This window comes from Bacteriovorax sp. DB6_IX, assembly GCF_000447775.1.
GTDB lineage: Bacteria > Bdellovibrionota > Bacteriovoracia > Bacteriovoracales > Bacteriovoracaceae > Halobacteriovorax_A.
Window position 1 is genome coordinate 1 of sequence record NZ_AUNJ01000314.1, and the last position, 8,126, is coordinate 8,126.

Annotated in this window: 10 protein-coding genes; 5 read left to right on the forward strand and 5 right to left on the reverse strand. The window is 36.9% G+C overall.

The window, feature by feature from the left end; genetic code table 11:
• From M901_RS09460 to lepB, 3 genes are all read right to left on the reverse strand, one after another.
• Positions 1-181 (reverse strand): hypothetical protein (locus tag M901_RS09460; protein ID WP_021277983.1); only part of this gene is annotated, 181 nt, incomplete at its 3' end.
• Entirely contained in the window at positions 178-807 is a 630-nt protein-coding gene (locus M901_RS09465) for a response regulator (protein WP_021277985.1), read from the reverse strand. The genes M901_RS09465 and M901_RS09460, both read right to left, overlap by 4 nt.
• Before the next feature lie 129 nt (positions 808-936).
• Positions 937-1,689, reverse strand: coding sequence for a signal peptidase I (gene lepB, locus M901_RS09470; protein WP_021277980.1), 753 nt, complete (start codon positions 1,687-1,689; stop codon positions 937-939).
• Between the two features lie 148 nt (positions 1,690-1,837).
• Between lepB and M901_RS09475 the strand changes: the two genes are divergently transcribed.
• Positions 1,838-2,179, forward strand: a complete 342-nt coding sequence (locus M901_RS09475) for a hypothetical protein (RefSeq protein WP_021277978.1) — start codon at positions 1,838-1,840, stop codon at positions 2,177-2,179.
• Positions 2,180-2,227: 48 nt separating this feature from the next.
• Here the strand turns inward: M901_RS09475 and groL are convergent, their stop codons facing one another.
• Positions 2,228-3,886, reverse strand: a complete 1,659-nt coding sequence (groL, locus tag M901_RS09480) for a chaperonin GroEL (protein WP_021277982.1) — start codon at positions 3,884-3,886, stop codon at positions 2,228-2,230.
• Between the two features lie 27 nt (positions 3,887-3,913).
• Positions 3,914-4,204 (reverse strand): co-chaperone GroES, encoded by a 291-nt coding sequence (gene groES / locus M901_RS09485; RefSeq protein WP_021277986.1) that lies wholly within the window; start codon positions 4,202-4,204, stop codon positions 3,914-3,916.
• Between the two features lie 172 nt (positions 4,205-4,376).
• Between groES and M901_RS09490 the strand changes: the two genes are divergently transcribed.
• The 4 genes from M901_RS09490 to M901_RS09505 all read left to right on the forward strand — a co-directional run bounded on the left by M901_RS09490 (position 4,377) and on the right by M901_RS09505 (position 8,051).
• Positions 4,377-6,146: a chloride channel protein gene (locus M901_RS09490; RefSeq protein ID WP_021277977.1), complete on the forward strand. Its 1,770-nt coding sequence runs from the start codon at positions 4,377-4,379 to the stop codon at positions 6,144-6,146.
• A 106-nt stretch (positions 6,147-6,252) separates the two neighbouring features.
• On the forward strand, positions 6,253-6,687 hold the full coding sequence (locus M901_RS09495) for a hypothetical protein (protein ID WP_021277984.1): 435 nt from the start codon (positions 6,253-6,255) through the stop codon (positions 6,685-6,687).
• A 310-nt stretch (positions 6,688-6,997) separates the two neighbouring features.
• Complete coding sequence (locus M901_RS09500) at positions 6,998-7,513, forward strand: HAMP domain-containing histidine kinase (protein WP_198295381.1); 516 nt, start codon at positions 6,998-7,000, stop codon at positions 7,511-7,513.
• Complete coding sequence (locus M901_RS09505; RefSeq protein ID WP_021277981.1) at positions 7,494-8,051, forward strand: sensor histidine kinase KdpD; 558 nt, start codon at positions 7,494-7,496, stop codon at positions 8,049-8,051. Before M901_RS09500 ends, M901_RS09505 begins: the two co-directional genes overlap by 20 nt.
• Positions 8,052-8,126 lie beyond the last annotated feature (75 nt).

Below are 8,126 nucleotides of genomic sequence, written 5' to 3' on the forward strand. Positions count from 1 at the left end.
AATCAGCTAAATTAAAGACCCTTTCATCTTCTGCCATAATTTCAATAACACTCTTAGCATAAAAGTTCATATACTTTACAAGATCTTCATCGAGATTAACCTTAAAAGCATTTTCTTGTAGAATATTGTGAGAGTGAATTATAAAGGAGTCTTTCTTTTCACTAGAAATACTCTTGTTCATTTTAGAGCTTGGCAAACTTTTAAATTCAAGAGTGTATATTCTTTAAAATCATTTCTAAGAGCATGAAGAAACTCTACCCCTTTTTCCTTGAATTTGTTTAAGATATCGAGGTTATACTCATCAGACTTATTAGCAACTTTGATATACTTACCTTTTCTTATTTTAATATAAATATCAAATGGTGCCTTCTTTCCAGAAACAAATGTGGAAATAGGAACTTCACAAAATAAGTTATCATCCAAATCCCTCTTTTTATAAGAAGTGCCCTCCTCTAAAAACTTCATCACTTTATTTTGTAATTCTGTTTGATTAATTGGCTTTGGAATAAATTCATCCGCTCCAAAACTATACGCCATCTTTGCATCTAAAGCAGAGACAAATCCTGTCATGATAAGAAAAGGGATTTTTTGGTGGGACTCTTTGCAAAACCTCAACAGATCAATCCCTGTTGGGCCATCCCCCAGTTTTACGTCAGAGAGAATTAATTGAAACTTCTTCTGCTCTATTAAGCGAACAGCCTCATCATAATCGATAGCAAATTCAAGATTTAGATCGAGTTCCTCAAAGTAAAACTCAAGCACTTCATGAATCCCAATCTCATCTTCTACAATCAAGATATTGTTCATCACGACTCCTACACTAAGATTATTTAGTATAAACAAATCCTGCGCAAGCTCTCTTGAGACAAGAATTCTTTACTGAAAAATGGAAGAAGAAGGTATAAAAAAAGGGGCCGATAAGCCCCTAAAAATTCATTATAACATTGTACCAATTCTTGACGGTCTAAAGTGGAATGGCTCTTTTGACCAAGGATATACAATCGACATCCAGACCATAAAGGCCTTACCGCGGATATTCTTTATAGGAACAAACCCCCACACTCTTGAGTCACTAGAGTAATCTCTATTGTCACCCATAACAAAGATATGCCCCTCTGGGACAGTAATCTTTTCTTGGTTTAGGTGCCTAAAGAAAGATGAATTCTCACCTGTCACAAATTCCTTTTCTCCTATTTTTTGAGAATAGAACTTTAAGTCTGCAGGGTTTTGCCCCGGCTTCTTATCATAGAGCTCTCTATATTCTTCATCTTTTTCGATCAGAGTTTTCTCTACTTTCTGACCATTTAAAAAAAGTTCATTATCATAAACTTCTACCGTGTCACCAGGAAGAGCAATTGTTCTTTTTACGAATAAGATACTTGGGTCTTGAGGATACTCAAAAACGACGATATCACCTCTTTTTGGAAGAGACTGCTCTCCTAAATAAATAGGATTGAAATATTCTGTAAAAGGAAGCTTAAACCCATATGACATTTTATTAACGACGATAGAGTCACCAATTGCGTTTGTTGGAAGTAATGACCCTGAAGGGATATGATAGTGATCTATAAATGTTGATCTAAAACCAAAAACAATGAGAATAATATAAATCCAAGAAAGGGCTTCATCTTTAAACCATTCTTTAGACCAAGCCTTAGGCTTTTCTTTTACCTCTTTATTTCCAAACATCTTTGTAATTCCTTTTTTAGTGATGGATCATTATAAGTTTATCTTTAGAGAAGCTGAAGCCATGGCGCATCATTTACCTGTGAAAATTTGACGAAACTCAACTCATATTATCTAATTTTAATAAGAAAACGAAACAAAGGCGGAATAAGTGAAAAAAATACTTTTGGCATTATCTTTATTAATTTCAGGTGCAACCTCAGCAGCTTATATGAGCTCATGTTACAACTATGGGGACGGCGTATCGTACTCATTTACAAGCTGTGTAAACAGAAACTTCAGAGAAGCCGGACAGAACTTTTCTTGCTTTAACTATGGTGATGAACTTAGCTATAGTTTTCAAAGTTGTGTTAATAGCAACTTTAGATCAGCTGCCAGAGATCTAAATATTTTTGTTTCAAGCTGTAACAACTATGGTGAAGGAGTGAGCTTTAGTTATCAAAGTTGTGTGAATAGAAACTTCAGAGAAATTGAAAGAGCATTAAATAAGTAAAAGAAAAGCCCTCAAACAGAGGGCTTTTTTATTGGAAATTGCGAGTAATTACATCATTCCTGGCATTCCACCCATTCCACCTGGCATTCCACCTGGCATTCCACCTGGCATCGGAGCAGCAGACTCATCTTTTGGAAGATCAGCAATCATTGTTTCAGTAGTAAGCATTAGTCCAGCTACTGAAGCAGCGTTTTGTAGTGCAGATCTTGTCACCTTAGTTGGATCAATGATTCCTGCAGCTACAAGGTCTTCATATTTTTCTTCTCTTGCATTAAATCCAAAAGTAGCATCTTTATTATTCTTAACTTCGTTAACAACAACAGAACCCTCAAGACCTGCGTTTGTAGCGATTTGTCTTAGAGGAGCTTCAACTGCTCTTCTTACAATCTTAATTCCAAAGTTCTCTTCTGAGTTACTACCCTCAAGAGACTCAAGAACGTTTGCGGCCTTAACTAAAGCAGAACCACCACCAACAACAATACCCTCTTCAACAGCGGCTCTTGTTGCATTTAAAGCATCTTCAACTCTATCTTTTTTCTCTTTCATTTCTGTTTCAGTTGGAGCACCAACGTTTACAACAGCTACACCACCAGCAAGTTTTGCAAGTCTTTCTTGAAGCTTCTCTCTGTCATAGTCAGATGAAGTCTCTTCAATTTGTGCTTTGATTTGAGAAACTCTAGCGTCTACAGATGCCTTATCTCCAGCACCATCAACAATAGTAGTATTCTCTTTATCGATTGAAATCTTCTTCGCAGCACCTAAGTGAGTCAGGTCAGCTGTTTCAAGACTCATTCCAAGCTCTTCAGAAATAACTGTTCCGCCTGTTAGAGCAGCAATATCTTTAAGCATTTCTTTTCTTCTATCACCAAACCCAGGAGCTTTAACAGCTGCAACATTTAATGTTCCTCTAAGTTTGTTAACAACTAGAGTTGTGATCGCCTCACCTTCGATATCTTCTGCAATAATAAGAAGAGGCTTAGAAGTTTGAACTGCTTTTTCAAGAATTGGTAAAAGCTCTTTCATGTTTGCAATCTTCTTGTCTGTGATAAGAATATTTGCGTTATCAAATGAAACTTCCATTTTTTCAGGATTAGTTACAAAATATGGAGAAAGGTATCCTCTATCAAATTGCATACCTTCAACAACATCTAGAGTTGTTTCAGCAGTCTTTGACTCTTCAATTGTAATAACACCTTCGTTACCAACTTTATCCATTGCTTCAGCAAGTAACTTTCCAATTTCATTATCATTATTCGCAGAGATTGTTCCAACCTGCTCAATCTCTTCAGAAGTTTTGATTTGTTTAGAAACATTCTTAAGCTCAGCAATAACCTTCTCTACTGCGAGATCAATCCCTCTTTTAAGATCCATTGGGTTGTGACCAGCAGTAACAAGCTTAACACCTTCAGTGTAAATAGCTTGTGCTAAAACTGTTGCTGTTGTAGTTCCATCTCCAGCATCTTCATTTGTCTTTTGCGCAACTTCTTTAACCATTTGCGCACCCATATTTTGAAAGTTGTTTTCAAGTTCAATTTCTTTTGCAACTGAAACACCATCTTTTGTGATGTGTGGAGCTCCAAATGATTTTTGGATTACAACATTTCTACCTTTTGGTCCAAGAGTTACTTTAACAGCGTTTGCAAGCTGGTTAACACCTTCAAGGATCAGACTTCTTGCTTCTTCACTATACTTTAGTTCTTTAGCCATTTTTATCTCCTAATATATAAAATTAAATTATGCGTTAATGATTCCGAAAATATCGCTTTCTTTCATGATTAGGTACTCTTGACCCTCTAGTTTAACTTCAGTCCCTGAGTACTTACCAAAAAGAATCTTATCTCCAGCTTTTACAGTACAAGCAGCAAAAGACCCATTTTCAAGTCTGTAACCTGCACCTACTGCAACAACTTCACCTTGAGACGGCTTCTCTGTGTGATTATCAGGGATGATGATCCCACCAGCTGTCTTTGTTTCTTCTTCTAGTCTTTTAACTAAAACTCTGTCGTGTAGTGGTTTAACTTGCATGTTTCTCCTCCATAGAAGTTATTGAAAAGTATCAATTAATTTTTTAACAGTAATAAATTGGGCTTCATTACACCAGTGTCAAGGGCAAGGGTCAAAAAAAAAGTTGCATGACACCCTTAGTCAGTGTTAAATAACTGTAATCAAACAAAGAAAAATACCGAAAAGTAGGTAAATGAAGGCCCTTCAAAAGCTCAAATTCTCTCTTATCAGCAAGCTCCTTAAAAATGAGGTCACAGAAGAGAGAACATACTTCGCCCTAACGCTCATCACAGGGGTTATCGCAGCTTTAATCGCCGTAGGCCTACACCACTCTGTCATTATTATTAGAAAGGTTCTTAAGACAGGAGATACCTTCACTGTAGAAAGCTTCATCTGGGGCGGAGCAGCAGTCTTTATTTCAGGCTGGCTGACGACAAGGAAGTTTCCATGGACTTCTGGCTCTGGTATTCCTGGCGTTAGGATTGCCCTCGCTGTTTTCCATGGGAAGATAAAAATAGCCGACACTATCGCAAAATTTGTCACTAGTGCCCTCACTTTAGGAGCAGGTGTCTCTCTAGGAGCAGAAGGTCCAACAGTTACAATTGCTTCCGGACTAGGTTCTTACCTTGGAACTTTCTTCAATCTTTCAAAAAAAAGAATTAAAGCCCTTGTGGCAGTAGGAAGTGCCGGAGGAATCGCAGCAGCCTTCAATACCCCAATCTCTGCCGTGGTCTTTACCTTAGAAGAGATTGTTGGTGACTTAAACGCAAAAGTTCTTGGTGCAATCGTTATTTCTTCAGTTGTTGCTTCTATCACGGGACAGGTCCTAACTGGAAATCATGCCTATTTCTCAGAGCTTCACTACAGACTCAATGATACACGAGAGCTTATTTTCTATCTTGTCATTGGTCTAACAGCTTCAGTGCTCGGACCTCTTTGGATGAACTCTGTTTTGAAGCTAAGAAAGTTTAATAGAACTGTTATGAGAGGACACCGTCTGACTTTTATAATGATTGCCTTTTGTACAGTTGGGCTACTTTCCCAAATCCATCCGGGGGTCATTGGAAGCGGACATGGAACATTAGAGGGTACACTTCTCTCCCTAATTCTAGATCCAAAAGTACTGATAACACTTTTTCTTCTCAAGTTTATTTCAACATCAATATGCTATTCATCGGGTATGAGTGGTGGTCTCTTTATGCCAACGCTCCTAATGGGTGCAACAATGGGAAGCTTCATTGGAGCTATCGCATCAAATTTCTTTCCGGAGATCACTTCTAACACTGGTGCTTACGCACTTGTTGGTATGGGTGCCTTCTTCGTAACTGTTATTCGAGCACCTTTTACAAGTATCCTCATGGTTTTTGAGCTAACAAGAGACTACAATATTATTCTTCCTCTTATGATTGCAAATATTGTGGCCTATACAATTTCGGCAAAGTTTGGAAAAGAATCTATCTACGAAAGAATCTCAGAACAAGATGGAATCCACCTCCCTACAAGAGAGGACAATGAAATACTTGAGACTCTAACAGTGGAAGGTGCAATGAAAACAGATATTGTCACTTTCAATGCTCACCTGACGATCAAGGATGCTTTTCACGCTCTAGAAGATGATGGAATCTCAGGTTACCCTATTTTGAGAAATGGTCGAATTATTGGGATGGTCTCACGAGCAGAGATAAAAGCGAACTACGCAAAGAAAAATCATGACACTCATGTCGAACACATATGTGAGAAGAAAGTTATTAAAATTTATCCAGACCACTCTCTTCTTGTCGCCTTCCACCGATTAAAGAGATTTCAAATTTCGAGACTTCCCGTTGTCAGTCGTCTAGATGATAAAAAAGTTATTGGGATTATCACGGCTCAAGATATTGTCAAATCTTTTGGTTATGAGATTCATGATGGGATTGAAGGAATTGAGGACAATTCATTGCAGGATCCCTCTAAACCTCTGTAACTTCAAAATATTTAAGACCTTTTAAAGATCTCTAAGAATTCTTTATTTTAAAGTAGTTAAACAAGTTCATCTCTCTCATTCAAATTCACCTATATAATTGAAGTTAATGAAGAAATTTATCCTCATGACATTAATCCTTTGGATTAGTGCAAGCACACAAGTGCTTGCAAAGCGAATACTTGTCCTAAATTCTTACCATCCTCAATACAAGTGGACAGAACTTCTTTTAAAGGGAATCAGAAAAACATTAAGTCCTCATATTCCTCCAGAGGATATTCATATTGAATATATGGATGGTCGAAGATTTTCCGATGACATTGAATACACGAGGAGAATAAAATCTCTAATTGGATATAAATACCGCCACTATCCCATTGATCTCATCATCACAACCGATGATTATGCATTTCAGTTTTTAAGATCTGTCCATGATGACATCTTCCCACAGGCTCCAGTTGTCTTTGCAGGAGTCAACTTCTTTAAACCAGAACTTCTTAATGGACACAAGACTTCACCGGAGTTCTTGAAGGGACATCGATAGAAGAGAATATAGATCTCATCCAGAAAATTTATCCTGGCTACAAAGAGATCGTTCTTCTCTCCGATCGAACCACAGTTGGACTGCATCTAAGTCAAAACGCTAGGGAGATAATTAAGAGAAGAGGATTAGGAAATAAAGTTAGTATTTATGAAGACTTCAGTTTAAATGAATTAAAGGACAGATTAAAAACTACTCCAAAGGTGTCTATTACTTACTTTTAGCAATACATCACGATAATCAGGGTAATTACTTTTCTTATGATGAACATCTTATTGAAATTTCAAAAATCTCTAAGGCACCAATTTTCTCAATGTGGGGAATATTGATTGGAAATGGAACAGTTGGTGGTTACATGAACAATCCAGTTACCCACGGAGAAGAGGTGGCAAATCTAGCTCTAAGATTAATAAGTGGAGATAGTATATCGACAATGCCAGTTATTGAAAAAACTAAATACTCTCCTCAGTCTGACTATAATCAACTCGTACGCTTTCAAATAAGTAAGAGTTCTCTTCCTTCAGAGTCAAAAATATTCTTTAGACCTATCTCCTATTACGAAGATAATAAACTAGCTATCAATATTGTTCTCTTTGTCATAGCAGTTTTAATTTCATTTATCATTATATTGAACAGATTGGTTATAAAAAGAACACGCCAAGCAAATCAAACGGCACAAAGACTAGCGAAATCAAACGCTAAGATGAAAGAGTTTGTTGGCATAGTCGCGCACGACTTAAGAGCTCCGGTAGGAAATATCCTCTCTTTCACAAAGGCCCTAGAGGAAGCACCTGAAGATCAAGAGGAGATTGTTCCCTACATCATTTAAGTCAGCAAATAAATCGATTAACCTTATTAATAATATTCTTGATATTTCGGCAATTGAATCAGGAAAAGTTAAAATTCAAATCGAAGATGTTGATCTTCATGAAGTCATCAAAGACACCATTAGTGAACTAACTTTTCTAACTAAGAAAAAATCTATTCATCTAGAATCAAACTTAGATCTTTCACTTATTGTTAAAGCAGATCGCCAAAGAATTACTCAAATTCTTCAAAATTTGCTCACCAACGCAATCAAGTTCACTCCAAATGATGGGACTATTAGTATTGATGTTGAAGATAATCAATCTTTTGTAAATGTCTCTGTAAAAGACTCCGGTGTTGGTATTCCGAAAGAGCTACTCTCAAAAATATTTAAAAGAAATGAGTTTACTTCTCGTCCTGGAACAGAGGGAGAAGCAGGAACAGGATATGGATTACCCCTTGTTTACAATCTTATCAAAGAACATGGATCAACACTTACTGTTGAAAGCCAAGAGAATCTAGGTAGCAAATTTACTTTCCAATTAAAAAAGGCCCTCTAAAAGGGCCTTTCAATTATTTTAAATCAAACCAGTTAACACCAATTCCCATATCTACCTGAAGTGGAACTTTTAGTG